The sequence below is a fragment of the Pseudomonas sp. KCJK9016 genome (genome assembly GCF_046231795.1).
Lineage (GTDB): Bacteria > Pseudomonadota > Gammaproteobacteria > Pseudomonadales > Pseudomonadaceae > Aquipseudomonas > Aquipseudomonas bananamidigenes.
This window is the reverse complement of the sequence record NZ_JBJJMM010000012.1, coordinates 59,452-83,190: the sequence shown is the minus strand read 5'-3', so window position 1 is coordinate 83,190 and position 23,739 is coordinate 59,452. Positions and strand designations below refer to the sequence as shown.

The window sequence follows — 23,739 nt, the reverse complement described above, 5'->3', positions numbered from 1 at the left end:
GGCTTATAACCAGAGGTTCAGCAAGCGCGCGCCACGGGCTTCGCCGTCGGCGAACTGCTGGCCATTGCTGCTGAGAAAACTCTGCCCGGAACCCGGTTTATCCCAGAATTGCCCGCGCAGGAATACACTCATGCCGGCAATAGCCCGGCTACCCGGCGGTTGTGCCGTCAGGGTCAAGCGATGCCAGGCCTGGCCCTCGCTGACCTCTCCCGGTTTGAGGCTGACCGCATCCGGCGTCCGCCAGCCCCTGTAACCCTGCCAGGGCAGATCCCACGCGCCATGGCCGATGACGAAGGCGGGCACCGCAATCAGTTGCGCGCCTTGCGCATCGAGCCTGCGATAGTTGTCCGGATACCAGCTGTCGTTGCCGATCAGCACGCCGAGGCGTCCGGCCGGGGTATCAACCACGTTGATCTGTGATACATCGCCGGTTCCCGCATCGAAGATCGGGCGCATCTGCCGTTGTGGCTGGCCGAGCGGGGCGCCGTCACGACCGAACACCACACTGGTGTTATACAACGCGCCATGACCGGCCTTGAGCCGGCCGTCGATGATGTCGGGTTCCGGCAGCACGATCGAGCCGGCCACCAGGGTGATATGAAATTCCCTGGCCAGACCGCCGAACAGCAACTGATAGTCCTTGGCCATGTCTCGGGATTTCATTCGCAAGTGGGCGTCATCCAGACGACTGCTGCCACTGGCGGAGAGCCAGGCGCGGGCGAACTGCAACGGGTTGCTGGCGGCCAGCCAGTTCATCGCTTCTTCCAGAGTGGGCGCCTGGTACAACTCGTCCTTTTCGCCGCTGATCATCAGCCAGGTACCGATATGCTCGGGCAGGACCACGACGGTTTTTTCATTGAGCAAACCCTGATCCTGCGCCTGTTGCAGATAGGCCGCGAGCTTACGGTGCAGACGTTCGGAACTTTGATAATCGGTAGGGAACAGTTCCGGCTGGATTCCCAGCAGATTGCCACGATCGGCGCGGGTGCCCTGATCGACCGCCAGCTTGATGCGCAGATCCGACAGGTAGTGACCGGCCGGGCGGTCAGCCGCCCACATGGCGTAGAAGGTGAGCGCGGCGACCAGCGCCATGGAAAAGGTCAGGTACAGAAGTTTGCGCATGAAATCCAACAACAACCGGGTACAGGGTGTGGAACTAGGGTAGGGCCCATGTCTGCGCTTGCCAAGGGGCGCTGCGCATTTGGATCAATAACTTGTCAGTTACGGTCATTGAGTGACAGCGATGCGACTCTTAGGCTGTCGAACATGACTGACGGGGGACGCAGAGCTCCCGCATTTTCCGTGATCGCTCGCTGTGGAGTTACCGATGACCACCACTCAATACCCGCACCTGCTGGCCCCGCTGGACCTGGGATTCACCACGCTGCGCAACCGCACCCTGATGGGGTCGATGCACACCGGCCTGGAAGAAAAGCCGGGTGGCTTCGAGCGGATGGCGGCGTACTTTGCCGAGCGCGCCCATGGTGGTGTCGGTCTGATGGTGACGGGCGGTATCGGCCCGAACGACGAGGGCGGTGTGTATTCAGGCGCCGCCAAGCTGACCACCGAGGAAGAAGCGCTCAAGCACCGCATCGTCACTCGCGCCGTGCATGACGCGGGCGGCAAGATCTGCATGCAGATCCTCCATGCCGGCCGTTATGCCTACAGCCCGAAACAGGTCGCACCGAGCGCCATTCAGGCGCCGATCAATCCGTTCAAGCCCAAAGAGCTGGACGAAGAAGGCATCGAAAAACAGATCCGCGATTTCGTCACCTGTTCGGTGCTGGCCCAAACCGCCGAGTACGACGGCGTGGAAATCATGGGTTCGGAAGGCTACTTCATCAACCAGTTCCTCGCGGCCCACACCAACCACCGCACCGACCGTTGGGGCGGCAGCTACGAAAACCGCATGCGCCTGCCGGTGGAAATCGTTCGCCGGGTGCGTGAAGCGGTCGGTCCGAACTTCATCATCATCTTCCGTCTGTCCATGCTCGATCTGGTGGAAGGCGGCAGCACCTGGGAAGAAATCGTCACATTGGCCAAAGCGATCGAGCAGGCCGGTGCGACGATTATCAACACCGGTATCGGCTGGCACGAAGCGCGGATTCCGACCATCGCCACCAAAGTGCCGCGTGCGGCCTTCACCAAGGTCACGGCCAAACTGCGTGGCTCGGTGAATATCCCGCTGATCACCACCAACCGCATCAACACCCCGGAAGTCGCCGAGCAGATCCTCGCCGAAGGCGATGCCGACATGGTGTCGATGGCCCGGCCGTTCCTCGCCGACCCGGACTTCGTCAACAAGGCCGCCGCCGGCCGTGCCGATGAAATCAACACCTGCATCGGCTGCAACCAGGCCTGTCTCGATCACACCTTCGGCGGCAAGCTGACCAGTTGCCTGGTCAACCCACGCGCGTGTCACGAGACCGAACTCAATTACTTGCCGGTCAAGCAGATCAAGAAAATCGCCGTGGTCGGTGCCGGCCCGGCGGGTCTGTCCGCCGCTACCGTAGCCGCCGAGCGCGGGCATCAGGTGACGCTGTTCGATTCGGCCAGCGAGATCGGTGGCCAGTTCAACGTCGCCAAGCGTGTGCCGGGCAAGGAAGAGTTCTACGAAACCCTGCGCTACTTCAAACGCAAGTTGCAGACCACGAATGTCGAGGTCTGCCTGAACACCCGCGTCGACGTGGCAAAACTGGTGGAGGGCGGGTACGACGAAGTCATTCTGGCCACCGGCATTGTGCCGCGAGTGCCGGCGATTCCGGGTGTCGAAAACGCCAAGGTGCTGAGCTACCTGGATGTGCTGCTCGAGCGCAAACCGGTGGGCAAGCGTGTGGCGGTGATCGGTGCCGGTGGTATCGGTTTCGACGTGTCGGAGTTCCTCGTCCATGAAGGCGTGGCCACCAGTCAGGATCGCGCCGCGTTCTGGAAAGAGTGGGGCATCGATACGAATCTGGAAGCCCGTGGAGGTGTGGCCGGAATCAAGGCTGCACCGCACGCACCGGCCCGGGACGTGTTCCTGCTGCAACGCAAGAAGTCCAAGGTCGGCGACGGTCTGGGCAAGACCACCGGCTGGATTCACCGCACCGGCCTGAAGAACAAGCAGGTGCAGATGCTCAACAGCGTCGAATACCTGAAGATCGACGACGAAGGCCTGCACATCCGCATCGGCGAAACCGGCGAGCCGCAGGTGCTGCCGGTGGACAACATCGTCATCTGCGCAGGCCAGGATCCGCTGCGTGAGTTGCACGACGGCCTGGTGGCTGCCGGGCAGAACGTGCACCTGATCGGCGGCGCCGATGTCGCGGCGGAACTGGATGCCAAACGTGCGATCAATCAAGGCTCGCGTCTGGCCGCAGAGCTCTGATCCGCCCTAGAATGCCGGCTCTTTGCACAGAGCCGGCTTTCATGTTTCTGCCTCCCACCGACTGGCTGGGCCCAGCCCCCCTCGAACCGCTTCATCTGGACTGGCTCACTGCCGCCGGCATTGAAGTCGCGGTCCTGCGTCTGGACCGGATCGATTCGCTGATCAGCGGCAACAAGTGGTTCAAACTCGTCGAACACCTGAAAGCCGCCGACCGTGCGGGCGCGCAAGGCATCATCAGCCTGGGTGGCGCACATTCCAATCATCTGCACGCACTGGCCGCAGCCGGCAAGCGCCTGGGGTTCGCAACGGTCGGTCTGTTGCGCGGGCATCCGCAGGACACGCCGACGGTCATGGATCTGCAGGATTTTGGCATGCAGCTGCACTGGCTCGGTTATGGTGGCTATCGGGCGCGGCACGAGCCTGGGTTTTGGGAACCGTGGCTGACGCGATACCCGACGCTGCATCCGGTGCCCGAAGGTGGTGGTGGGTTGCCGGGGGCGCAGGGTTGCGCGTCCTTGAGGCATCAAGTCAGCGCGCAGTTGGAGAGGCTCGGCTGGGATAACTTTCACGGCTGGTGGCTGGCCTGTGGCACGGGCACCACGCTTGCCGGTCTGGTGTTGGCGGAAGGCGGTCAACGCACGGTGTACGGCGCACTGGCCGTGCCCGATGATCACGGCGTCGCGGCCAATGTCGAAGCGATTGTCGGTGAGGTTGGACGCTATGAGTTGATCGACGCCAGCCGTGGCGGCTTTGCCAAAGTCGATGCGGCATTGCTTGAGTTCATCGCGCAGACCGAGCAGGTCTGCGGTGTTCCCCTCGAACCGCTGTATACCGGCAAGGCCCTGCTCGCGCTCAGGCAACACATCGAAGCGGGCCGCTTTGCCGGTGGAACGCGACTGATCTTCGTCCACACCGGCGGCTTGCAGGGCCGGCGTGGATTCGATGGCTAGCCCTGATTGCGCTTGGGCATCATCCGCAGCAGTGTGTTATCGCCCACCACGTAATGGTGATACAGCCCCGCCAATGCATGCAGGCCGATCAGCCAATAACCGATATTGCCGATGAGTACGTGCCAGTGTTCAACCTGCTTGGCAAAGGCTTTGTCTTCGTGCACCAGCAACGGCAGGTCGAAACCGTAGAACATCACTTGATGGCCCTCGGCGCTGGTGATCAGCCAACCGAGGATCGGCATGGCGATCATGAACAGGTACAGCGCCCAGTGCATCAGTCGGGCGAGCGTGGTCTGCCACAGCGGTGAAGCGGGGAAGATCTTCGGTGCCGGGCCGATGCTGCGTGCCAGCAGGCGAAACCACACCAGCACGAACACGGTCAGTCCCAGCATGTAGTGCACTTCACGGATCAGCGAGCGGCCACCACTGCCCTTGGGGAAGATGCCACGCAATTCCATGCTGGCGTACACCAGCACCAACAGCACCAGCATCAACCAATGCAGCAGGACTGACACGGTGCTGTAGCGTGATTCTGAACTTGTCCACGGCATACGGTATTTCCTCACGGATCAGGGTCGAAACGTGCCGTTCTTGAGCGACGGCATGCTTTAACTGTAATCCGCTTTGGCCGATTTGCGCGTGTCTGAAAACGCTCTCATTGCGCGAAATCAGGAATGGACCCATAAAAAAACGCTAGTGTCGGGCAGACACCGGCGTTTTTCTTTGCCGCAGGCTGTGCAATCAGCTGCTTTGTGGCATCTCGCCGTTGGCCAGGCGCTTGTTGATGTCGGCGATCACTTCCGGCAAATCGCTGATGGTGTCGATCATGTAGTGCGGACGCGAGCCTTCGAACAGTGCATGAATACGCTTGCGTTCGCTGGCCAGTGCATCGCTGCCCAGTGCACGGAAGCCTTCGTAGTCCAGACCCAGTGCATTGCCGGAGCAGATCAGCGCCACCGTCCACATCCCGGCGCGGCGACCTTCGAGGATCCCCGGCACGGTATCGTCGATCTTCACGCAGGCGGCGACATCATCGATACCCAGCGCAATCACGTTGGCCAGAGCCTGAGCCGGCCATGGTCGACCGTTCGGCACTTCGTCGGTGGCCACGACGTGGTCGGCGACGTAGCCATTGGTGGCGGCCAGCGCCACGACTTTGTCCATCACTTGTTTCGGGTAGCCCGAGCATGAGCCGATCCTGATCCCTTGCCGACGCAGGTTGGCGATGGTCTCCAGCGCGCCGGGAATCAGCGCCGAGTGCTCGGCGATCTTCTCGATCTGCAGCGGCATGAATCGGTTATAGATCGCGGTCACGTCATCGTCGGTCGGGGTGCGACCGAACACTTTACGGTAGCGCTCGGCAACCTGCGGCAGGTCGCACAGGGTCCGGATGTGATCCCACTTGCCCATGCCCATCGGGCCGCGAGCCTCTTCGATGGAGACCTGAACGTCGAATTCGGCGAAGGCTTCGACAAAGATCTGGGTCGGGGCGAAAGAACCGAAATCGACGACGGTGCCGGCCCAGTCGAGGATGGCGGCTTGCAGTTTGCTTGGGTTGTTGTAGTTCATGGCGTTCGCAATCCTGTGTTGTAAAGGCAGTTCTTGATCAATCAGATGTCCAGCACTTCCATCTCGCGCAGCACTTCACCCACCGCTGCGACGGCTTCGCGCATCTGCACCGGGGTGACGTGGCCGATACAGCCGACGCGGAAGGTTTCGACCTGGGTCAGCTTGCCGGGATAGAGGATGTAGCCCTTGGCCTTGACCCGTTCGTAGAAATCCTTGAACTGGTAGCGTGGATCTTTCGGTGCATGGAACGTGGCGATGATTGGCGCCTGGATCGCGGCGTGCAGGAAGCTGCGCAGGCCGAGTTTGCCCATCTCTTCCATCAGGGCCTGGCAGTTGGCGGCGTAGCGCGCATGCCTTGCCGGCAGGCCGCCTTCTTCGTTGTATTGCAGCAGGGCTTCGTGCAGTGCGGCGACCACGTGAGTGGGCGGGGTGAAGCGCCACTGGCCGGTCTTCTGCATATAGCTGTGCTGATCGAACAGGTCCATCGCCAGTGAATGGGAGTTACCGGCGGCGGCCGCCAGGGATTCCTTGCGGGCGAACACGAAGCCCATGCCCGGCACGCCTTCCAGGCATTTTCCGGAGGCGGCGATCAGCGCATCGAACGGGACTTGCTGTGCATCCACCGGCAGCGCACCGAAGGAACTCATGGCATCGATGATCAGGCGTTTGCCATGTTGCGCGACGACCTGGGCGATTTCCGGCAGCGGGTTGAGGATGCCGGTGCTGGTTTCGCAGTGGATCAGTGCGACGTGAGTAATGGCCGTGTCGGCGCGCAGCAGGCGGTTGACGTCGTCGGCGGTGGTCGGCTCGTCCTCGGCGGTTTCAAAGGTGCTGAACGAGCGGCCGAGCACTTCGCAGATTTTCGCCAGACGCTTGCCGTAGGCGCCGTTGATCAGCACCAGTACCTTGCCGTTGCGGGGCACGAGGGTGCCGATGGCGGCTTCGACGGCGAACGTGCCGCTGCCCTGCAAAGGCACGCAGTGGTGGCTGTCGGCGCCGTTGATGATCGCCAGCAACTGCTCGCAGAGGCTGGCGGTCAGTTTATTGAAGCGGTCATCCCATGAACCCCAGTCGACCATCATCGCCTGGCGGGTACGGGCCGAGGTGGTCAACGGGCCGGGAGTGAGCAGGATGGGTGCGGCAGTACTCATTCGTGTGTCCTCGCGATAGCGCTGTGGGATGAAGCTACGGGGCATACGTTGCAATTCGCCGGATCATCAATCAAATTGTTTGTTGTTATGCCAGCCATCAGTGAGGGTTATTCATGAACCTGTTCCAGCTCCGCGCCTTTGACGCCGTAGCCCGGGAAGGCAGCTTCACCCGTGCCGCTGCACGCTTGTTCATCAGCCAGCCGGCGGTCACCGGGCACATCAAGGCGCTGGAGGAGCACTATCAGATCACCCTGTTGCGCCGAACGGCACGCCGGGTCGAATTGACGGAGGAGGGCACCAAACTGGCGGCGATCACCCGGGCTATGTTCGGCATGGCCGAAGAGGCCCAGGCGCTGCTCGAAGCCAATCGGCAATTGCTCACCGGGCGTCTGGAGGTCGCGGCGGACGGCCCGCACATGGTCATGCCGATGCTCGCCAGCCTGCGGGCACGCTATCCGGGAATCACCGTAAACCTGCGATTGGGCAATGCCCAGGAAACCCTGGCGGCGCTGTTGTCGGAACATGCAGACGTGGCGGTTCTGACCGAAGTCGAGCCGCGCAAGGGGCTGCACTTGCAGGCGCTGAGTGAATCGCGAATCTGTGCGCTGGTGCCGGCGGGGCATCCCTGGGCGACACGCCGTGGTGAGGTCAGCCTCAAGGAGCTGGATCAGGTGATCATGGTCTTGCGCGAGCCGAGTTCGATTACCCGACGCACCTTCGATCAGGCCTGTGCGCGGGCATCGGTCAATCCACGGGTGTTGCTGGAACTGGACAGCCGTGAGGCGGTGACGGAGGCGGTGGCGGCTGAGTTGGGGGTTGGCGTGGTGTCATCGGTGGAGGTCAGCCACGACCCCCGTGTCGTCGCGATTCCCATTGCGGGAGAAGGTCTGGTGAACCGGCACATGATCGGGTGCGTGGAGCGGCGGCGGGAGTTACGGTTGATTCAGGCGTTTTTTGGGTTGGCGCCCAACTGATAACCGTATCGCGGCCATTCGCGAGCAAGCTCGCTCCCACAGGGTTTGTGCACGCCGCGGCTCCAGGTGGGACCGAGCTTGCTCGGGAAGGGGCCGGAACTGACTACACAAGGCTTTCGCGAACCATCTCTAGAAACGTCGCCACCACCCGCCGCGAACTCTGTTCCCGCAGGCACACCAGCGTTTCGGTCAACCGCCGGGTGCAATCGGTGATCGGCAGTGCGCAGACCCGTGAGTCGGCACCAAACTCCGCTGCCGACACCACCCCCACGCCAATCCCCACGACCACGGCTTCCCGCGCCGCTTCCCGGCCTTCCACCTGGATCGCCGGGCGGATGCGCAAACCGGCGCGGGCCATTTCTTCTTCCAGGGTCTGGCGGGTGACCGAGCCGTGTTCGCGCAGTACCAGCGGCGTGTCGTCCAGATCTGCCAGGCAGATCGACTCGCGCTCGGCCCACGGATGATGGCGCGAGACAAATGCCACCATCGGATCATTGCGCAACGGCACGCACAGCAGGCGTTCATCGTTGACATCGCGCCCGAGCAGCGCCAGATCGGCCTGATAGTTGAACAGGCGAAACAGCGATTCATCGGTATTGCCGGTCTCGATCTTCACGCTGATCCCCGGATAGCGCTCGCAGAACCGGGCGATCTGTGGCAACACGTGCACCGGCGCATCCACTGCCAGGATCAGGCTGCCGGTCTGCAAGGCCTGGGACTCCTGGAGAAGTTCCTGGGCTTCGGCCTCGACCACGAACAAGCGCTGGGTAATTGCCAGCAAGCGCTCGCCCAGGTCCGTCAGGCGTACCGAGCGTTTGTTGCGATGAAACAGCAGCACGCCGAAGCGTTCTTCCAGCTTGCGCACCTGGTCGGAAATCGCCGGTTGCGTCAGGTAAAGCCGCTCGGCGGCCTTGGTGAAGCTTCCGTGCACGGCGACGGCATGAAAGGCTTTGAGCTGGGCGTGGGAAACCGACATGGCTGACCTCGGTAACAAGCAGAGCTTATGTGTGAAATACGATAAATCGATTTTATTTATTAAACAGTAATTGCTTTGATCCGCTCACGCCAACGCTGACTGCCCGGTCGGGCAGTGACGTTGGCCATGGGCCTGTGCGTGCAACAGCAGGACTCATCTGACCGATATTGCCAACAGGGACAGGGTGATATCGCAGTGCTCAACAATAAAAAACACAGGCGTTTACTTAACGATTCTGCCGGCACACTCACACCCTGAGGTCAGAACCACAATGAACAAGCACATCGGCACCCTTGCGCGTTGGCGCATGCAGATTTTCGCTGTCACCTGGCTCGCTTACGCCGCGTTCTATTTCACCCGCAAAGCCTTCTCGGTGGCCAAACTGGGCATCGCCGAAGACCCGGGCTTCACACTCGACAAAATGGCCATGGCCAACCTCGATGCAATTTACCTGGCGGCCTATGCCATCGGGCAATTCACCTGGGGCATGCTTGCCGACCGTTTCGGCCCCAGGGTCGTGGTGCTCGGCGGCTTGCTGATTTCCGCCGGTGCCGCCCTGGTGATGGGCAGCTTCGCGACCTTGCCGATCTTCGCCACCTGCATGCTGATCCAGGGGCTGGCACAGTCCACCGGCTGGTCGGGCCTGTGCAAGAACCTCGGCAGTTTCTTCCCCGCCGAACAGCGCGGGCGAGTGCTCGGGTTATGGAGTTCCTGCTACGCCTTCGGCGGGTTGGTGGCCTCACCGTTCGCCGGTTGGTGGGCTTACACGCTGATCGGCAGCTGGCATGCGGCGTTCATTTCCAGTGCGGCAGTGGTAGCCGTGGTGGCGCTGTTGTTCTTCATCTTTCAGCGCAACAAACCGGAAGACGTCGGACTGCCCGCCGTGGATCCGGAGCCGGAACTCAGTGCCGAGCAAACCGCTGCCTACAGCAAGCTCAGTATCTGGGAGCCGCTCAAGGAAATCCTGCGCAACCGCACGGTGCTGGTGCTGGGTCTGGCGTACTTTCTGCTGAAACCGGCGCGTTACGCGATTCTGTTGTGGGGCCCGGTGATCGTCTTCGAACAGATGCCGGCAGTCGGCAAGGTTGGTGCGGCGATCATTCCGACTGCGTTTGAACTCGCCGGGCTGCTCGGGCCGATCATGATCGGTCTGGCCTCGGACAAACTGTTCGGCGCCCGGCGCATGCCGGCCTGCGTGTTGAGCCTGCTGGCGCTGACCGTGACCCTGGCGCTGTTCATGGGCGCCTTGCACACCGGCAGCGTGTTGCTGGTGGTGGCCTTGCTCTTTGTCATGGGCCTGACCCTGTACGGCCCGGATTCGATGATCAGCGGCGCGGCCGCCATCGATTTCGGCAAGGCCAAGGCGGGTGCCACGGCGGCAGGATTTGTCAACGGTTGCGGCTCGGTCGGCGCGGTGCTCGGCGGGTTGCTGCCGGGCTACTTCGATTCGGTGACGGTGTTCATCGTGTTCGCCGGTTGCGCGCTGTTCTCGGCGCTGGTGCTGATTCCACACTGGAACAGCCGCCCGGTTGGCGTCATGGAACCCCGTGCTTCTGTGCCCAATCGGGCCCTGACCATCAAACCTCTGCGTAACTGAACAAACCCTGCCTCGCGGCCTGCTGCGGCATTCGCGGCAGGCTGTGCCGTGGCCGACTGACTGGAGAACGTTCATGAGACCGTTTTGGCTGGAGCAGGCCTTGCAGCTCGATACGTCCGAACCCTGCCCGCCGCTGCAAGGCGAAGTGCGCACGGATGTGTGCATCGTCGGTGGCGGTTACACCGGGTTGTGGACCGCGATCATGCTCAAGCAACAGAACCCCGGGCTCGATGTGTTGCTGATCGAAGCCGACATCTGCGGCGCCGGCGCCAGCGGGCGCAACGGCGGTTGTGCGCTGTCGTGGTCGGCGAAGTACTTCACCCTCGAGCGGCTGTTCGGCGTCGAAGAAGCGGTGCGGCTGGTCAAGGAGTCCGAGCGCAGCATCCATGCCATCGGCGAGTTTTGCGAGCACTACGGTGTCGAGGCCGATTACCGCCTCGACGGCACGCTTTACACCGCCACCAACCAGGCGCAATGCGGCTCGACCGATGCGGTGATTGCGGCACTCGAGCGCAACGGCATCAACTCGTTCACCCAGCGTCCCGTCGCCGACGTGCAGCGCATGGCCGGTTCCGACAAGCATCTGGAAGGCTGGTTCTCACCGGCAGCCGCCAGTGTGCAGCCGGGCAAGCTGGTGCGTGGCTTGCGTCGAGTGGCACTGCAACTTGGCGTCAGGATTCATGAGAACACCGCGATGACCGGGCTGGAGGAAGGCCGCCCGGCGCGCCTTCAAACGGCCAGTGGGCGTGTGGTCGCCGATCGCGTGGTGCTGGCGATGAATGCCTGGATGGCCCGTGCTTTTGCGCAGTTCGAGCGCAGCGTGGCAATTGTTTCCAGCGACATGCTGATCACTGAACCGCGTCCGGAGCTGTTGCAGGAAATCGGCCTGACCAGCGGCGTGACCGTGCTGGATTCGCGGATTTTCGTGCATTACTACCACAACACACCGGACGGCCGGATCATGCTCGGCAAGGGTGGCAACACCTTCGCTTACGGTGGCCGGATGTTGCCGGTGTTCGACCGACCATCGCCATACGCCGGGTTGCTCAAGCGCAGCCTCGACGACTTCTTCCCGGCCTTCGCCGATGTAAAGGTCGACGCGACATGGAACGGCCCGTCGGATCGTTCGGTCACCGGTCTGCCGTTTTTCGGCCAGATGAGCGCCAGCGGCAATGTGTTCTACGGTTTCGGTTATTCCGGCAGTGGCGTCGGACCGTGCCACATGGGCGGGCAGATTCTCGCCTCGCTGGTGCAAGGTCTCGACAATCCCTGGACGCGCTCGCCGCTGGTCAACGGGCCGCTGGGGTATTTTCCGCCGGAGCCGATCCGCTATCTGGGTTCCTTGATGGTGCGCAACGCGATTCGCCGCAAGGAACGCGCCGAGGATCACGGACGGCGTCCTCGGCATCTGGATGTACGCCTGGCGAAATTCGCAGCGGCTGCGGGCAAGGCCGACAAGGCCTGAACATCAGGCTGAAGGCGGGGTGCGGTTGAGCAGCCAGTCGAGCAGCAGATCGTCATCGAGCGATTCCGACGGTGGCTGCGTCGCACGAACGTGGCCGACGTCCAGGCACAGAATCGGTCGGTCCGGATCGCTGTCGAGGAAACTCACCCATACTTCACTGCCGGCGCGAGGCAGTGCTTCCCGAGTGATCGGGCCGCCACCTCCGACCATGGCAATCGCCAGCCATAACCCGTCATCGTCGGCATTCACGCTCTGTCGAGGCCATAACCGGACAGCGATTCGTCCCTGATCGTCCAATTGCGGCGGCTGCCCGGTCGGGCCAAGAACCCGGGCCGGGTGATACCCCGGAATGCTCGGGCGCGGTTGTCGCAGTGCAGGTCGGAACTCGGTCTGCCATGGTTGTGCGGTGAAGTCATTGTGGTAGCGACGGCATGCGGGCATCGGATCGAGAATCGAAGGTTGTTGACCCTGATGATGCAACTCGGTAAGCAACCATTGGTCGTTGAAACCACTCACCGGATGATCTGTAACCTGCAGCAGGCGACCACTGAGTAACCGGGTGCAGTCGCTGCGGCCCTGGAGACACCGATACCGGCAACGCTCGCGTTCCAGTTGACGCCGGCTGCGTTGATCGGCGTAGCGTTGCTCGCTCGTCAGAACGCCGCGCACGGGCGGGGGGGCTCCCGGTGGATGATTGGCAGCCTCATCAGCATTGCTCAAGTACCCTCGATCACGGACGCCGGGCGAGATTTGCACCGTGACGGCATCGTGACGCTGAAACAGAGAACTGAGGGCGGGCGACGGCGGTTCCTGTTCCATGCTGAAGGCGACCGGCACCGCTTGCTGTGTCAGGCTCAGGCTGTCATCGGCGAACACTACGACATGGCCGTCCGGTCGGTGTTCGAAGTGATAGTGGATGCCTTCCTCTTCGCACAAACGCTGCAAGAGCGCCAGGTCCGATTCGTCGTACTGGATGCAGAACGGGCGCGGCGGGTAGTGGCCTGTCGTCAGGTCGAACCGATAACTGTGCGCGGGCAGACGATGCTCGACAAGCAGTTGTTCAAGAATGTCCGGAACGCTTGATCGGGTGAACACCCGGCGCCGGGTCTGCTGTTGCAGTTGCAGCAAGTGGGGGCCCAGCACCAGCCGGTAGCCGATCCGATGGGCTCCGCGATGTTCGCAACTGGCACTGTGCAGGGTGCCGTGAATGCCATGGTCCTCACCCAGGTGCAGATAGGCTGGCCGATACAGCAGGGTAGTCGGGGCCAGGGACGGGGCCAGGCCAATGACGTCTATCTCGAAGCGAAAGGGCCGGTTCAGTGCTTCATGGCCGCGAAACCGCTGCACCGGCAGGCTCAGGCCACCCTCGATGAGGGTCAAAGTGAAGGGACTTTCCTTGTCATTGAGCATTCGTACGGGCTCTGTCGGGTAATACGGGCGGCAGAGGGTACGAAACCGCGGCGGGAAAGGGGCATTGGAAAGCGGATTTTCAGAATCGCCCTACAAGGTGTGTAGAAGATGTCGACAGCAGCGGATTTTTTGGTCGATTGCCGACTTTAGGCCGTATAAACTTGGCGCCACGCGTCGGCCAATAGATGTCTCGGCGCCACAGATCAAGAGAGTGAGTAATGGGCGCACAGTGGAAGGTTAAACACAAAGAAGCGGCAGCCAACGCCAAGGGCAAGATCTTCGGCAAGCTGGTGAAAGAAATCACCATCGCGGCCCGCAACGGTGCCGATACCGCCACCAACGCACACCTGCGTCTGGTGGTCGAACAGGCCAAGAAAGCCTCGATGCCCAAGGAAACCCTGGATCGCGCGATCAAGAAAGGCGCGGGCCTGCTGGGCGAGACTGTTCAGTACCATCGCGTGACTTACGAAGGTTTCGCGCCGCATCAGGTTCCATTGATCGTCGAGTGCGTCACCGACAACGTCAACCGTACCGTAGCGGAAATCCGCGTGGCGTTCCGCAAGGGTCAGCTCGGCGCCTCCGGCTCGGTGTCCTGGGACTTCAACCACGTCGGCATGATCGAGGCCACGCCGGACACCCCGGACGCTGATCCGGAACTGGCCGCGATCGAAGCCGGTGCGCAGGATTTCGAGCCGGGCGAAGACGGTGCGACCTTGTTCCTGACCGACCCGACCGATCTGGACGCCGTGCAGAAAGCCCTGCCGGAACAAGGCTTCACCGTGCTGTCGGCCAAGCTGGGCTATCAGCCGAAGAACCCGGTCAGCGGCCTGACCGACGAGCAGATGGCAGAAGTCGAAGCGTTCCTCGAAGGCCTCGACAACCACGACGACGTGCAGGACATGTTCGTCGGCCTGGCCGGCTGATCTTGCTGCAAAGCTGAACTGTGGCGAGGGAGCTTGCTCCCGCCCGGCTGCGCAGCAGTCGCCGCAATCGGGATAGTTTCGCCATCCCGCGGGAGCAAGCTCCCTCGCCACAGGGTTTGTTCGGTCACAGCGTTTCCAGCATCTCAATGACTTCACTGAAGCCTGGCCGCGCCAGCACATCCGGCTGGCAGCAGCGCCGCTCCAGCTCCTCCAGCGCCTGACGCTGGCCATCGCTCAATCCCGAGTCGATTCGCGCCAGCAATTCCCCCAGCAAAATCCCGAACGCCCGCACCTCGAGGCGTTGCAGTGCGCGGGTTTCCAGGTTGTCGGTAGTGGCGTGGAACGAGGCTGCGCCAAAGTCCCCCAGCAGGCAGTCGCCGTTTTCGTTCAACAGTATGTTGTGACCGTACAGATCACCATGGGTGATGCCCTGTCGATGCAAATGCTCGGCGACCGACGCGATACCCCGGGCGATGCGCAACGCGACGTCGGCACTGAAGCGGCAATCCTCGGCGTAGACATCCCGCGAACAGGACGCCAGGCTCGGCAGCGCGGCGAGGTTGCGATAGCTCGGATCGATCAGTTGCATCACCAGGCCTTGCCGGTCTTCGGGATGATTGCCGATACGACCCTCGACCCGGATCAGATTCGGGTGCAGGCCGGCGGTGATGCAGGCGTTCATCTCGTGCAGCGGTGAGCCATCGCTGGTCATCTCGCCCTTGTAGAGTTTGACCGCCACCGAGCGTTCCGGCTGACCGGCCGGTTGCCACGCGGCCCTGGAAATCACCCCGGACGCCCCTTCGCCGAGACGCTGTTGCAGACGCAAGGTCGACCAGTCGATTAACGGTGTGGCTTGCAGTGCGGCGGCATCGGCTTCGGTTTCCAACGGATTGCCGGCGTAGGCCAGCCAGGTCAGGCTCGGCAGCGCCAGTAGCCATTGCGGCAGTTCTGTCAGCTGGTTGGCGGCGATGCGGATCAATTCCAGTCGATGGCATTGGTTCAACGATGGCGGCAGGGCACGCAGACGGTTGCCGGCGAGCATGAGCTTTTGCAGCAGCGGGCGCTCGCCCAGTTCTTCCGGCAGGGTTTCAATCAGGTTGTCGGTCAGAATCAGCCAGCGCAGCTGCGGTGGCAGGGCCGCGCCGGTCACTCGGGCGATCCGGTTGGCCTTGAAGCCGATCATGCTCAGGGCCTGGCATTGGCCGAGGCACTCCGGCAGTTCGGTGAACCGGTTGTCGGAGCAGAACAGCACGCGCAGATGCGGCAGGCGATGCAAGTCGTCCGGCAGGCTGCTCAAGGCATTGCCGCTGAGGTTGAGCACTTCCAGGGTATCGGCCAGGTCGAAGATCTCACGGGGAAACTCGGTCAGGTCTTCGACCAGATCCAACCGGGTGATGCCCGACAGTTCGCCGGTGCGCAGTTGTGCAAGGGTGTGCATGGAGAGGATCGCTATCGAGAGGGCGTGGTACGCCGGAAATGGCCCGCATGATAACGGCAAATCAGATCGGTTCGCGCGTTTCCGACAATTGCCCCAGCCGACTGCGGGTGCGGGCCAGATCAATGGCGTTGCCGGCCAGGCTTTCATGCAGTGGCAAATGCCCGAGCAGCGTCAGGTGTTTGTCCTGGTCGTAGAGCACGTCGATCAGATTGATAAAGCGTTGCTGGACGGCAATCGGGCAGTCGTCCAGCGCCGGCAGCTCCTCGATGACCCAGTGGTCGAAGTGTCGGCACAGTTCCAGATAATCCATCACTGCCGTGGGTTGCTCGCACAACGCATTGAAGGTGAACCCGACACGTCGTCCGTCGCGCAGGCGCGCCTGCAAAGTCCGGCTGCCCACCGCTATCGACTGCGGCGCGGCATCCTGTGGCGGCAAATCCAGCGCCTGGCGCTGTGCCGGTGTGGCCGGCCATGCGTAATGGCCCTGCGTGAAGACCTGATGCGCGCGGTGACGGGCCAGGCTGCGATAGTCGTGAGGGCCGCCAACTTCCATGACCTGCATGCGGGCATTGATCAGATCGATCACCGGTTTGAACCGCGCGTGATACAGCGGGTTCGGCAACAGTCCTTCGGGCGGATAATTCGAGGTCACCAGCAGCAGGATGCCGCGCTGGAACAGGGCTTTGTACAACCGGGTGATGAGCATCGCGTCGCCGATGTCATGCACATGGAATTCGTCAAAACACAGTACCCGGCAATCTCGCAACAGTTCGTCGAGTGTGGCGGCGAGGGCATCTTCCTGATCACGATGCCGGAACATGCCCTGATGGAGGTCGGCGAAGAACTGATGGAAATGCAGACGTTGTTTCTGTTGTGTCGGCAAGGCCTGGAAAAAGCCGTCGAGCAACCAGCTCTTGCCGCGTCCCACAGCACCGTGCAAGTACAGACTCGGAGGCGTTTGTGGGGCAGGGCCGAACAACAGGCACGTCTGTTGTGCCATGCAGTCGATCACCCGCTGCTGGCTATGGCTGAGGGTATAGCCCTGGGCATGGGCCTTGTGCCGGAAATAATCGCGGATCGCCTGAGCACTGGCGCAATGACCGGCACTGGCAGCGTTGCGTTTGCCGAACCAGCGGCGCAGCACGGAAAAGCGCCGGGACAGACGTGAGGGTTCGGGCGTTCGGGCGGGCACGGTGGAGTCACTCCGTCATGGTCGAGCCGGCTCTCCCGGAGCGCGGCGGCGTAGTGTAACCAGATGGGTAGTTTTTCTTCCACTGCGCTTTATCGGCAGTCGCTGCTTTCTGGACAGTATTTTGCTGTGTGTAGAGGTTTTTTCAGCGTCCTGACGTGTCGAATCGACAACTTTTCGAAACATATCCCGCACGATCAATGGATCCAATTGACTGGCGCAATCGACGTCCGTTGCTAACCTGAAACACTGTAACGGCAGAAACGCTGTCGCCATCAGGGAGCGGGCGGTGAATGCAGGGATGGTCTGGGCATTGCTGGGCGGGCTTGCGGCACCGGTGCAGGCAGCCGACCTGCAGGTCGAAGTGCGGGTCGACGTGCAGCGTGGCTGTCAGTTGGTCGGGCGGCAACGTGACGCCGGAATCGAGCAATCGGGTGTACTCGATTTCGGCAGCACCGCGCGTCTCGACGATCCGGCCGGGCCGCTCGGGGCGGTACTGAACCCTTCGCGGTTGCCGCGTCTGGAATGCAACCCGGACACGCCGTATCAGTTGCGTGTCGACGGCGGACTGCATGGCGGGACCGGCGAAGTGCGTTACATGACGGGCGAGGCGGGGGGCAGGGCGATTCCCTATCGTCTGTATCGGGATGCCGCTCGACGGGTGCCGCTGGTGGTGGATGTTCCGGTCAGCGGTCGCGTGCCGGACAGCGGTTCGGTTGAATTGCCGCTGTACGGGCGGATCGAGCGGATGGCCGAGGTGCCGAGAGCCGGTCGCTATTCGGATCTGGTCAAGGTGACCGTCACCTGGTGATCGACCGGCATGATGCGGCAATGGCGCGTTCAATGACGAACGCAGTGGACGATCCTCAGGGACCGGAAGGAGAAAGGATGCAATGACGGGCAAGCACTGGCTGGTCATCACCGCAGGCGCATTGCTGTTTCTCACCGAGGATGCGCAGGCGTCGGTCAATGGGCAGATCCACGCCCGGTTGACCCTGATCGCCGGCTGCGAGGTGACCAATGCATCCTCGCCCGCCAGCCCGGTGGGGAATTTGGGCAAGCTCGACTTCGGTCAGCAGGGGCCGACCTGGAACGCTCCCATCAAGGCCAGCCTGGCCAATGACAGCAGTGGCAGGCTCAACGTGGCCTGCAACCCGTCGGTGACCGGTTTCACCGTGACCATCGACGGTGGCACCCATGGCGACGGCAGTACCCGTCGCCTGAGCAACGGTCGCCAGACCATCCCCTATCAACTGTTCCTCGATGCTTCGGGCAGCCAGAGCTACAGCATCGGCCAGCAGCACAATTTCGCGGTCACCAGCGGCGCACAGATACCGATTCCGGTATTTGGCACGGTGGTGGCGAACACCCGCGCGGTACCGGCCGGTGTCTATACCGACACCCTGACGGTGACGCTCGACTGGTAAATCGTAGAGGAAGGACACCATGGGTACGATTGCATCAAGGATAGGTCTGTCGCTGCTCGGTCTGACACTGGCCTCCAGTGTCAACGCCGCTACCACGGTCACCGGCCAGATCACCTCCAGCCTGATCCTGATCAGCAGTTGCCAGGTCAACGGCTCTGGCGGTTCCAGCGGACTGAACTTCGGTGCGCTGAATTTCGGCACGGCCAACAGCCTGTTCACTACCGCGACCGGACAGGTACTGGGTGGCGGTGGCGGGGCGTTGTCGATTCTTTGCTCCGCCGGCACCACGCCGACGGTCAAGGTGCGCGCCGGTGCCAATGACGGCAAGTCCCCGGGCGGTACCCGAGCGCTGTATGACGGCGTAGCCAACTACGTGCCTTACGACCTGTATACCGATGCCGGGCACTCGCAGTTGCTGGCCATCGACGGCGTGATCAGCCTCGCCGCCAGCACCGGGGTGGCGCAGACCGTGAACATCTACGGGCAGGCGGTGGGCAAGGCCGGTCTGCCGGCGGGCACCTACACCGACACCATTGCCGTTGAACTGACGTTCTAGTGCCATGGGCCGGCGTGGCGGTGCAGCGCTGCTGGTGCTGTGCGCAGGTGCAGTGCCGTTGCCGCTGGCAGCGGTGACCAGTCAGAGTTTTCAAGTCAGCGCGACCATCACGCCGGGCTGTCTGGTGGTGGGCGGCGTGTCGAACTATGGCGGGCTGAATTTCGGGTCGAGTCCGGCGCTGTCCACCGCCACGGTGCAGGTGGCCCTGACCGGTGACGTGCAGTTGCAATGCACGCCGGGAGTGACGTTGAACATGACGGTCGATGGCGGCCAGTACAACAGCAGTGGCCGACACATGCAGCTCAACAGCGGCAGCGCGCGGGTGGCCTATGCGCTGTTTCGTGACGCCGCCTACAGCCAGAGCCTGGGGATCGGCCAGACCGTGGCGGTGGCGTACAGCGATGCCAACAACATCAGCCTGCCGATCTACGGTCAGGCGCAATTGCCGGGCAATGTGCCCGGGGGGACGTACAGCGATGTGCTGCAGGTGCAGCTGTCGTGGTGACGAACGGCACAAGGAGCGGGTTATGGGGGAGGTCTCGTCACGGCTGTTACGGGCGGGTTGCGCGATATCAATGTGGGTTTTGCTGGCAGCGGTCAAGGTACAGGCGGCCAGTTCCGTGCTGATCTGGCCCATCGATCCGGTGCTGGAGGCGGATCAGCAGGCCAGCGCTTTGTGGCTGGAAAATCGCGGCAATGAAACCGCCAACCTGCAGATCCGTGTATTCGGCTGGAGTCAGAACGGTTACCAGGAGCAATACCAGAATCAACGCGACGTGATCGGCAGCCCGCCCGTGGCGAAGATCGAGCCGGGGCAGAAGCAGCTGGTGCGCCTGACCCGGACCCGAGACGTGCCGCCCGGCCAGGAACTGGCTTACCGGATCATCATCGACGAGATTCCTTCGGCGCAGCCACCGGTTGCCGATGCAGGAAAGACCGCGGCGGCTATTCGCTTCCAGATGCGCTATTCGGTGCCGCTGTTCGCCTATGGCGCGGGGCTCTGGGGCAAGGAGGACAGCACCCGTCAGCGCGATCCCAAGGGCATCGGTCTGCCGCAGTTGAGCTGGCGGTCGGTCTCGGTCGATGGCAAGCCCTACGTGGAAGTACGCAATCAGGGAGCGGTGCATGCGCGCTTGACCGATGTCGCGTTCAGACAGGGCGGGCAAAGCAAACCGTTGGCGGAAGGGTTGTTGGGTTACGTATTGCCTGGCGCGGTGATGCGCTGGCCGGCGCCGGGTTCGGTGACGGGGGAACTGACGGGCCGGATCAATGGCGCGGCACAGGTCCAGAGCATTACCCCGGCGAAGTAAGGATTTCGATCTGCGGATCGGGTAGTGCGTGGCCGCCGGGCAAGCGACAGGCCGGCAGGCAGCAGCGGTTTCAGGAGGAAGCAGTCCATTGACGGACGAAACACGCTAATGAGCCCGGGATGGGCTCGACGTATTCAGCGTCCGTTGTGGCTTGTCACCGGCGCGTGTTGCCTGATGTTCATTCATCCATCCGGGGCTGGCGAACTGCCGCCGCCCCCCAGCGGCATGGAGGCCGTCAGCGATGCACAGTTGTTTCTGGAACTGGTGGTCAACCAGATGAATACCGGCCGAGTCGTGGCGGTGGAGCAGCGGGGCGGGCGGCTGTTCCTGCCGGGCAGTGTGCTGCGCGATACCGGCATGACGTTGCCCGAGAATACCGGTGCCGAAGTCGATCTCGACGGCCTGCCGGGGCTGCACAGCGAGTACGACAGCATCGGCCAGCGACTGTTGATCGATGTGCCGCCGGACTGGCTGCCGGAGCAGTTCATCGGCAACCGTGAGGTCTATCCGCGCACCCCGGCGTTGAGCAGTTTCGGTGCGTTGTTCAACTATGACCTGTACCTCAACGACACCGATGATGCCGGTACTTACCTGGCGGCGTGGAACGAGATACGGGTATTCGACAGTTGGGGCACGCTGTCCAGCACCGGGCAGTATCGGCGTACCTTGTCCGGTGATGCGGCCAGCACGCTGAACAACGGTTATCTGCGTTACGACACCACGTGGCGCTACTCCGATGACGAGCGGATGCTGACTTACGAGGCTGGGGACGTGGTCAGCGGCGCGTTGCCCTGGAGCAGTTCGGTGCGTCTGGGCGGCGTGCAGTTTTCCCGGGATTTTGCAGTGCGCCCGGATCTGGTGACCTACCCGCTGCCGCAATTCGCCGGCGAGGCGGCAGTGCCGTCCTCGGTTGACTTGTTCATCAACGGCTACAAGTCCAGCAGTGCCGATTTGCAGCCGGGACCGTACACCCTGACCAACATCCCGTTCATCAACGGCGCGGGCGAAGCCGTGGTGGTGACCACCGACGCGCTGGGCCGGCAAGTGTCCACTACCGTGCCGTTCTATGTCACCAGCAGCCTGTTGCAGAAGGGGCTGAGCGACTTCTCGGTGACGGCCGGTACGCTGCGCCGAGAGTACGGACTGAAGGATTTCAGTTACGGACCGGGCGTGACCTCGGGCAGCCTGCGTTATGGCATCAGCGACAGCTTCACCCTGGAAAGCCATGCCGAAGCCGCCGACTCGCTGACCCTTGGCGGCCTCGGTGGCAACCTGCGGCTGGGCAATTTCGGGGTGCTCAACAGTGCGATCAGCCAGAGCCGTTTCGACGGTGACGGTGGTCAGCAATACAGCCTCGGTTATCAGTACAGCGCCCAGCGTTTCAGTATTTCCTGGCAACGCTTGCAACGCCGTGAGCAGTACGCCGACCTGACGGTGGTCGACAGTCCTTACACCAGTCTCAGCAAGCGCAGCGAACAGGCAACCCTCAGTCTCAACCTTGAGCGCTGGGGCAGCCTGGGTGTCGGTTACTTCGATATCAGGGCGGCGGACGACTTTCGCACGCGGCTGCTGAACCTGAGCTGGAGCAAGCCGCTGTGGCGTAACAGCAGTTTCTACCTGTCCGCCAACCGCGAAATCGGTGATGCCAACTGGGCGGTGCAGGCGCAACTGGTCATCCCTTTCGATGTGCACGGCAGCCTGGCCATCAGCAGCGAGCGCAACAAGAACGGACAAAGCCAGCAGCGGGTCAACTACAGTCGCGCGGTGCCATCCGAGGGCGGGGTAGGTTTCAATCTCGGGTACGCCAAGGGCGACGGTGCCGATTACCGTCAGGCCGACGTGACCTGGCGTCTGCAGTCGGTGCAATTGCAGGCTGGCGTTTACGGTACTTCGGACGCCGAAACCCGCTGGGCCGATGCCAGCGGTTCACTGGTCTGGATGGACCATCAAGTCTTCGCCGCCAACCGCATCGACGATGCGTTCGTACTGGTCAGCACCGATGGTTATGCCGATGTCCCGGTGCGCTACGAGAATCAGCAGGTCGGTCAGACCGATCGCAACGGTCACTTGCTGGTGCCATGGAGCAGCGCCTACTACCGTGGCAAGTATGAAATCGATCCGTTGAACCTGCCGGCCAACGTACGCAGTCCGAATGTTGAACAGCGTGTCGCCGTACGCCGTGGCAGCGGTTATCTGCTGGAGTTCCCACTGAGCCGGGTGATTGCCGCAAGTATCGTGCTGGTGGATGCGCAACAGCAGGAGTTGCCGCTGGGCAGTGGTGTACTGCATGAACAGAGCGGGACGCGCACGGTGGTGGGTTGGGACGGGCTGGTCTATCTGGAAAACCTCCAGGCGCAGAATTCGCTGAGGGTAACGCTTGCCGATGGCAAGAGCTGTCAGGCGCAGTTCAGCATCGATCTGCAGCAGGAACAGGTGCCGTTGATCGGACCGCTGGTGTGCCAATGACGTGGATGAGGTTGTGTCTCTGGCTGGTGCTGGTGTTGCCGGGGGCGGCGCAGGCACTGTGTTCGGTGGTTTCGACCACGCCGGCCGGGTTCGGCACGCTCAGTTCGATTGCGGTGCGCACCACCTCGCAGCCCAGCTCCACGCTCAATGGCGGTTTGAGCTGTACGGGTTCGCTGCTGTCACTGTTGGCCAACAACGACCATTTCTGGGCCACGGTGACCTCGACCCAAAGCGGCCTGCTCGGGCCCACCGGGGATGTCATCAGCTATACGATCTACGCCAACAACAGCACCAGTTACCCGCTGACTCGCGGCACGGCCTACGATTTTGCCCGCAACGGCATCATCGACGCGCTGGGATTGCTCAACGGCACCGTGCCGAAAACCGTGCCGCTGTATTTCGGCACCACAATCGGCAGCAACGTGGCGGCTGGGGTCTACACCGAAACCCTGAGCATTTTCTGGAACTGGAATTACTGTTCGGGCATCGGTGCCGGCGGACTCTGCCTGGGCCGCGATATCAACAGCGGCACCACGACCCTGACGGTCAACCTGACCGTGGCCAACGATTGCACCATCACCGCCCCCAATATCGCGTTCGGCAGCGCACCGGTGATCAGCGCGTTTACCCCGGTGACCGGGCAGACCATCAATCTGGCCTGCACCAAGGGCAGCGCCTACACCGTCGGTTTGAGCGATGGTCAGAATCCGCTCAGCGTCGGCGGTCGACGACGAATGATTTCCGGCAGCAATTACCTGGCCTACGACATTTTCAAAAGCGCCGGCACCACCCGCTGGGGCAGTGTCGGCGCGGCCCGTCGGGCGAGCACCGATGCCGAGGTCAATCCCGGCAATGGCCTGGGCACCGGCAGCCAGATTTTCAATTACAACGCCAGGATCTACACCGATCAGTCAACGCCGCCCGCCGGCACCTATCTGGACAACGTGGTGCTGGACGTCGGCTTTTGAGCG

At 62.4% G+C, this 23,739-nt stretch carries 21 protein-coding genes; 13 read left to right on the top strand and 8 right to left on the bottom strand.

The window, feature by feature from the left end; genetic code table 11:
* Positions 1-3: 3 nt before the first annotated feature.
* Positions 4-1,122, bottom strand: a complete 1,119-nt coding sequence (locus ACK6BI_RS14005; RefSeq protein WP_409317538.1) for a nitrilase-related carbon-nitrogen hydrolase — start codon at positions 1,120-1,122, stop codon at positions 4-6.
* A gap of 205 nt (positions 1,123-1,327) precedes the next feature.
* Between ACK6BI_RS14005 and ACK6BI_RS14000 the strand changes: the two genes are divergently transcribed.
* Both ACK6BI_RS14000 and ACK6BI_RS13995 read left to right on the top strand, forming a co-directional pair.
* Entirely contained in the window at positions 1,328-3,367 is a 2,040-nt protein-coding gene (locus ACK6BI_RS14000) for an FAD-dependent oxidoreductase (RefSeq protein WP_409317537.1), read from the top strand.
* 41 nt (positions 3,368-3,408) lie between these two features.
* Entirely contained in the window at positions 3,409-4,317 is a 909-nt protein-coding gene (locus tag ACK6BI_RS13995; protein ID WP_409317536.1) for a 1-aminocyclopropane-1-carboxylate deaminase/D-cysteine desulfhydrase, read from the top strand.
* On the opposite strand, the gene ACK6BI_RS13990 is transcribed toward ACK6BI_RS13995, so the two are convergent.
* The 3 genes from ACK6BI_RS13990 to ACK6BI_RS13980 form a co-directional block, all read right to left on the bottom strand.
* Positions 4,314-4,868, bottom strand: a complete 555-nt coding sequence (locus ACK6BI_RS13990; protein WP_260520140.1) for a cytochrome b — start codon at positions 4,866-4,868, stop codon at positions 4,314-4,316. The genes ACK6BI_RS13995 and ACK6BI_RS13990 overlap by 4 nt on opposite strands.
* 190 nt (positions 4,869-5,058) lie before the next feature.
* A complete protein-coding gene (gene phnX / locus ACK6BI_RS13985) occupies positions 5,059-5,886 on the bottom strand; it encodes a phosphonoacetaldehyde hydrolase (RefSeq protein ID WP_409317535.1) in 828 nt (275 codons plus the stop codon).
* A gap of 41 nt (positions 5,887-5,927) precedes the next feature.
* Positions 5,928-7,037: a 2-aminoethylphosphonate--pyruvate transaminase gene (locus tag ACK6BI_RS13980; protein ID WP_409317534.1), complete on the bottom strand. Its 1,110-nt coding sequence runs from the start codon at positions 7,035-7,037 to the stop codon at positions 5,928-5,930.
* A gap of 113 nt (positions 7,038-7,150) precedes the next feature.
* Between ACK6BI_RS13980 and ACK6BI_RS13975 the strand changes: the two genes are divergently transcribed.
* Entirely contained in the window at positions 7,151-8,011 is an 861-nt protein-coding gene (locus tag ACK6BI_RS13975) for a LysR substrate-binding domain-containing protein (RefSeq protein WP_409317533.1), read from the top strand.
* A 103-nt stretch (positions 8,012-8,114) separates the two neighbouring features.
* Here ACK6BI_RS13975 and ACK6BI_RS13970 read toward each other — a convergent pair whose 3' ends face one another.
* Positions 8,115-8,987, bottom strand: a complete 873-nt coding sequence (locus tag ACK6BI_RS13970; RefSeq protein WP_409317532.1) for a LysR family transcriptional regulator — start codon at positions 8,985-8,987, stop codon at positions 8,115-8,117.
* 271 nt (positions 8,988-9,258) lie between these two features.
* Here ACK6BI_RS13970 and ACK6BI_RS13965 point away from each other — a divergent pair, with 271 nt between their 5' ends.
* Positions 9,259-10,584: an MFS transporter gene (locus ACK6BI_RS13965; protein WP_409317531.1), complete on the top strand. Its 1,326-nt coding sequence runs from the start codon at positions 9,259-9,261 to the stop codon at positions 10,582-10,584.
* Between the two features lie 73 nt (positions 10,585-10,657).
* The gene (locus ACK6BI_RS13960; RefSeq protein WP_409317530.1) at positions 10,658-12,049 is read left to right on the top strand and encodes an FAD-dependent oxidoreductase; all 1,392 of its coding nucleotides are present in this window, start codon (positions 10,658-10,660) and stop codon (positions 12,047-12,049) included.
* Positions 12,050-12,052: 3 nt separating this feature from the next.
* Here the strand turns inward: ACK6BI_RS13960 and ACK6BI_RS13955 are convergent, their stop codons facing one another.
* Complete coding sequence (locus ACK6BI_RS13955; protein ID WP_409317529.1) at positions 12,053-13,459, bottom strand: type VI secretion system Vgr family protein; 1,407 nt, start codon at positions 13,457-13,459, stop codon at positions 12,053-12,055.
* A 218-nt stretch (positions 13,460-13,677) separates the two neighbouring features.
* Here ACK6BI_RS13955 and ACK6BI_RS13950 point away from each other — a divergent pair, with 218 nt between their 5' ends.
* Entirely contained in the window at positions 13,678-14,382 is a 705-nt protein-coding gene (locus ACK6BI_RS13950) for a YebC/PmpR family DNA-binding transcriptional regulator (protein ID WP_409317528.1), read from the top strand.
* A 124-nt stretch (positions 14,383-14,506) separates the two neighbouring features.
* Here the strand turns inward: ACK6BI_RS13950 and ACK6BI_RS13945 are convergent, their stop codons facing one another.
* Both ACK6BI_RS13945 and zapE read right to left on the bottom strand, forming a co-directional pair.
* The gene (locus ACK6BI_RS13945) at positions 14,507-15,820 is read right to left on the bottom strand and encodes a leucine-rich repeat-containing protein kinase family protein (RefSeq protein ID WP_409317527.1); all 1,314 of its coding nucleotides are present in this window, start codon (positions 15,818-15,820) and stop codon (positions 14,507-14,509) included.
* 61 nt (positions 15,821-15,881) lie between these two features.
* Positions 15,882-17,012, bottom strand: coding sequence for a cell division protein ZapE (zapE, locus tag ACK6BI_RS13940; RefSeq protein WP_409317526.1), 1,131 nt, complete (start codon positions 17,010-17,012; stop codon positions 15,882-15,884).
* A 298-nt stretch (positions 17,013-17,310) separates the two neighbouring features.
* On the opposite strand from zapE, the gene ACK6BI_RS13935 reads away from it, so the two are divergent.
* The 7 genes from ACK6BI_RS13935 (at position 17,311) to ACK6BI_RS13905 (ending at position 23,736) form a co-directional block, all read left to right on the top strand.
* Positions 17,311-17,820 carry a spore coat U domain-containing protein gene (locus tag ACK6BI_RS13935; protein ID WP_409317602.1) on the top strand — a complete coding sequence of 170 codons (510 nt, stop codon included), beginning with the start codon at positions 17,311-17,313 and terminating at the stop codon, positions 17,818-17,820.
* Positions 17,821-17,902: 82 nt separating this feature from the next.
* The gene (locus ACK6BI_RS13930; RefSeq protein WP_409317525.1) at positions 17,903-18,436 is read left to right on the top strand and encodes a spore coat U domain-containing protein; all 534 of its coding nucleotides are present in this window, start codon (positions 17,903-17,905) and stop codon (positions 18,434-18,436) included.
* A 19-nt stretch (positions 18,437-18,455) separates the two neighbouring features.
* Positions 18,456-18,992: a spore coat U domain-containing protein gene (locus ACK6BI_RS13925; RefSeq protein ID WP_409317524.1), complete on the top strand. Its 537-nt coding sequence runs from the start codon at positions 18,456-18,458 to the stop codon at positions 18,990-18,992.
* A gap of 4 nt (positions 18,993-18,996) precedes the next feature.
* A complete protein-coding gene (locus ACK6BI_RS13920; RefSeq protein ID WP_409317523.1) occupies positions 18,997-19,497 on the top strand; it encodes a spore coat U domain-containing protein in 501 nt (166 codons plus the stop codon).
* Positions 19,498-19,519: 22 nt separating this feature from the next.
* Positions 19,520-20,302 carry a molecular chaperone gene (locus tag ACK6BI_RS13915; protein ID WP_409317522.1) on the top strand — a complete coding sequence of 261 codons (783 nt, stop codon included), beginning with the start codon at positions 19,520-19,522 and terminating at the stop codon, positions 20,300-20,302.
* A gap of 108 nt (positions 20,303-20,410) precedes the next feature.
* Positions 20,411-22,768 carry a fimbria/pilus outer membrane usher protein gene (locus tag ACK6BI_RS13910; RefSeq protein WP_409317521.1) on the top strand — a complete coding sequence of 786 codons (2,358 nt, stop codon included), beginning with the start codon at positions 20,411-20,413 and terminating at the stop codon, positions 22,766-22,768.
* Entirely contained in the window at positions 22,765-23,736 is a 972-nt protein-coding gene (locus ACK6BI_RS13905) for a spore coat protein U domain-containing protein (RefSeq protein WP_409317520.1), read from the top strand. The genes ACK6BI_RS13910 and ACK6BI_RS13905 overlap by 4 nt, the downstream gene beginning before the upstream one ends.
* Positions 23,737-23,739: the final 3 nt, after the last annotated feature.

Bases quoted from the DNA above. Each gene is read 5' to 3' on its own strand.
- phnX (WP_409317535.1), bottom strand. From the start codon at position 5,886: ATGAACTACAACAACCCAAGCAAACTGCAAGCCGCCATCCTCGACTGG.
- ACK6BI_RS13995 (WP_409317536.1), top strand. From the start codon at position 3,409: ATGTTTCTGCCTCCCACCGACTGGCTGGGCCCAGCCCCCCTCGAACCG.
- ACK6BI_RS13920 (WP_409317523.1), top strand. From the start codon at position 18,997: ATGGGCCGGCGTGGCGGTGCAGCGCTGCTGGTGCTGTGCGCAGGTGCA.
- ACK6BI_RS13960 (WP_409317530.1), top strand. From the start codon at position 10,658: ATGAGACCGTTTTGGCTGGAGCAGGCCTTGCAGCTCGATACGTCCGAA.
- ACK6BI_RS13910 (WP_409317521.1), top strand. From the start codon at position 20,411: ATGAGCCCGGGATGGGCTCGACGTATTCAGCGTCCGTTGTGGCTTGTC.
- ACK6BI_RS13905 (WP_409317520.1), top strand. From the start codon at position 22,765: ATGACGTGGATGAGGTTGTGTCTCTGGCTGGTGCTGGTGTTGCCGGGG.
- ACK6BI_RS13975 (WP_409317533.1), top strand. From the start codon at position 7,151: ATGAACCTGTTCCAGCTCCGCGCCTTTGACGCCGTAGCCCGGGAAGGC.
- ACK6BI_RS13930 (WP_409317525.1), top strand. From the start codon at position 17,903: ATGACGGGCAAGCACTGGCTGGTCATCACCGCAGGCGCATTGCTGTTT.
- ACK6BI_RS14005 (WP_409317538.1), bottom strand. From the start codon at position 1,122: ATGCGCAAACTTCTGTACCTGACCTTTTCCATGGCGCTGGTCGCCGCG.
- ACK6BI_RS14000 (WP_409317537.1), top strand. From the start codon at position 1,328: ATGACCACCACTCAATACCCGCACCTGCTGGCCCCGCTGGACCTGGGA.
- ACK6BI_RS13970 (WP_409317532.1), bottom strand. From the start codon at position 8,987: ATGTCGGTTTCCCACGCCCAGCTCAAAGCCTTTCATGCCGTCGCCGTG.
- ACK6BI_RS13935 (WP_409317602.1), top strand. From the start codon at position 17,311: ATGGTCTGGGCATTGCTGGGCGGGCTTGCGGCACCGGTGCAGGCAGCC.
- ACK6BI_RS13950 (WP_409317528.1), top strand. From the start codon at position 13,678: ATGGGCGCACAGTGGAAGGTTAAACACAAAGAAGCGGCAGCCAACGCC.
- ACK6BI_RS13945 (WP_409317527.1), bottom strand. From the start codon at position 15,820: ATGCACACCCTTGCACAACTGCGCACCGGCGAACTGTCGGGCATCACC.
- ACK6BI_RS13980 (WP_409317534.1), bottom strand. From the start codon at position 7,037: ATGAGTACTGCCGCACCCATCCTGCTCACTCCCGGCCCGTTGACCACC.
- ACK6BI_RS13990 (WP_260520140.1), bottom strand. From the start codon at position 4,868: ATGCCGTGGACAAGTTCAGAATCACGCTACAGCACCGTGTCAGTCCTG.
- ACK6BI_RS13925 (WP_409317524.1), top strand. From the start codon at position 18,456: ATGGGTACGATTGCATCAAGGATAGGTCTGTCGCTGCTCGGTCTGACA.
- ACK6BI_RS13965 (WP_409317531.1), top strand. From the start codon at position 9,259: ATGAACAAGCACATCGGCACCCTTGCGCGTTGGCGCATGCAGATTTTC.
- ACK6BI_RS13955 (WP_409317529.1), bottom strand. From the start codon at position 13,459: ATGCTCAATGACAAGGAAAGTCCCTTCACTTTGACCCTCATCGAGGGT.
- ACK6BI_RS13915 (WP_409317522.1), top strand. From the start codon at position 19,520: ATGGGGGAGGTCTCGTCACGGCTGTTACGGGCGGGTTGCGCGATATCA.